General features: G+C 65.5%; 4 protein-coding genes and 1 pseudogene. 4 read left to right on the plus strand and 1 reads right to left on the minus strand.

Annotated elements, in window-relative coordinates:
- On the plus strand, window positions 1-209 hold a 209-nt coding region (locus tag MJ785_RS21050; protein WP_239382536.1), incomplete at its 5' end, for a hypothetical protein.
- Window positions 210-214: 5 nt separating this feature from the next.
- On the opposite strand, the pseudogene MJ785_RS22450 reads toward MJ785_RS21050, so the two are convergent.
- Window positions 215-802: pseudogene (locus tag MJ785_RS22450) on the minus strand (transposase); the annotation flags it as partial.
- Here MJ785_RS22450 and MJ785_RS22005 point away from each other — a divergent pair.
- From MJ785_RS22005 to MJ785_RS21065, 3 genes are all read left to right on the plus strand, one after another.
- Window positions 759-893: a hypothetical protein gene (locus MJ785_RS22005; RefSeq protein WP_255720523.1), complete on the plus strand. Its 135-nt coding sequence runs from the start codon at window positions 759-761 to the stop codon at window positions 891-893. The pseudogene MJ785_RS22450 and the gene MJ785_RS22005 overlap by 44 nt on opposite strands.
- Window positions 894-1,053: 160 nt before the next feature.
- Window positions 1,054-1,164 carry a type II toxin-antitoxin system RelE/ParE family toxin gene (locus MJ785_RS22075; RefSeq protein WP_239345237.1) on the plus strand — a complete coding sequence of 37 codons (111 nt, stop codon included), beginning with the start codon at window positions 1,054-1,056 and terminating at the stop codon, window positions 1,162-1,164.
- A 121-nt stretch (window positions 1,165-1,285) separates the two neighbouring features.
- A partial coding sequence (locus MJ785_RS21065; protein WP_370653021.1) for a YccF domain-containing protein occupies window positions 1,286-1,632 on the plus strand: 347 nt, incomplete at its 3' end.

Raw genomic sequence — 1,632 nt, forward strand, 5'->3', positions numbered from 1 at the left:
TTGAACGGCCGAAGATCATGCTTCGACTGGTTGTTCGTCGGCCACACGTCAAGATCGACGACGAAGCGGAGCACGTCGTCCTGCCGGTCGCGCAGGCACTCGAGCAGGCAGCGGCCGACCGGCTGTTTCCTGCCCCGTTCGGCCGGGGGATCGCGACCTGCCCATCGCGGATCTTCACGACGATCGCGTCGATGAACACGACCGCGTAGACGGCGTCCAAAGGTCGGGCGTCCCAGGCCTCTATACCCTCGATCGCCTTGTCGGTGATGTTCGAGATCGTCTACCGGGAGAGGTCGGTGCCGTAGATCTCGGCGAGATGTGCCTGGACCTCGCCGGCCGTCAGTCCCTTCGCGACCAGGGAAACCACGAGGTCTGCGACCCCGTCCAAGCGCCGTTGCCGCTTCGCAACGATCCTCGGGGCGACGCTGGCGTCCCGGTCGCGCGGCACGTCGACCTGGAGCAGTCCGATCTCGGTGACCACGGTCTTCGTCCGGGTGCCGTTACGGGAATCCCCACCGTCACGCCCGGCCGGGTCGTGGGCCTCGTAGCCGAGATGCGCCGTCCTCTCGGCCTCGAGCGTGGTCTCGAGGACCATCTTCGTCAGTTTCCCGAGCATCCCGCCCGGCCCGCTCAGCGACACGCCGTCGGCCTTCGCCTGCACGACCAGGCGCCGCGCGAGTTCCTCGTCGAGCACCGCAGCAGCGCCCTGAGCGCCGGCGGCTGCCGGTTCGCCCACGATCGTCTCCGCAATTCTGTACATGACAATGCTCCCCCTCGCCGACAGCGAACTCATGCAGGCCATCCAGGAAGGGCTCGCCCACCTCCATACCGGTGACGTCCTCAACGGGGAGGAACTGACCGACTACCTTCGACGCTTCGGCCGCAGCCAGTGACGGAAAACCGTTACCAGCTGCGGATCGCCCGAGCCGCCGCACACGCCCTCGCCGAGGTACTACCCGAAAAGGTCGCCGCCGCTGCCCACGAGTTCGTCACCGGACCTCTGCTCGGCCCCCCGCACCGGGTTGGCAGACCCCTCGACCGCCGCTCACGCCACTGTGGTCGGCGCGGCGGGGACCGTACCGGGTCATCTACCTTGTTGACGACGCCAACCGCGTCGTCGAAGTCACCGCGATCCGCCACCGCAGGGACGCTTACCACATCTGATTTCGAATCACAGGCAATCGCATGTGTCACCCGCAGGATTCTTCGCAACAGGGTCATCCTACGCGGCGAGGCACCCCTGGTGGGATTGTTCATACGAGGCTCCTGCGGGAAGGTTGACCGTATGCGTGTGATACTGAACCTGATCTGGCTCGTGTTGTGTGGGTTCTGGATGGCGCTGGGCTACATCCTCGCCGCACTGATCTGCTTCATTCTGATTTTCACCATTCCGTTCGGGGTTGCCTCGCTGCGCATCGCCAACTTCACACTGTGGCCGTTCGGCCGCCGAGTGGTCGATCGCCGCGATGCGGGAGCGCCGTCACTGATCGGAAACGTGCTGTGGATCGTGTTCGCAGGCTGGTGGCTGGCGCTCGGCCACCTGGCGACCGGCCTGCTGCTGTGCCTCACGATCATTGGTATCCCGCTGGGGATCGCGAACTTCAAGCTGATCCCGGTCTCGCTACTGCCACT

This window comes from Protofrankia sp. CiT1 (assembly GCF_917627335.1).
GTDB lineage: Bacteria > Actinomycetota > Actinomycetes > Frankiales > Frankiaceae > Protofrankia.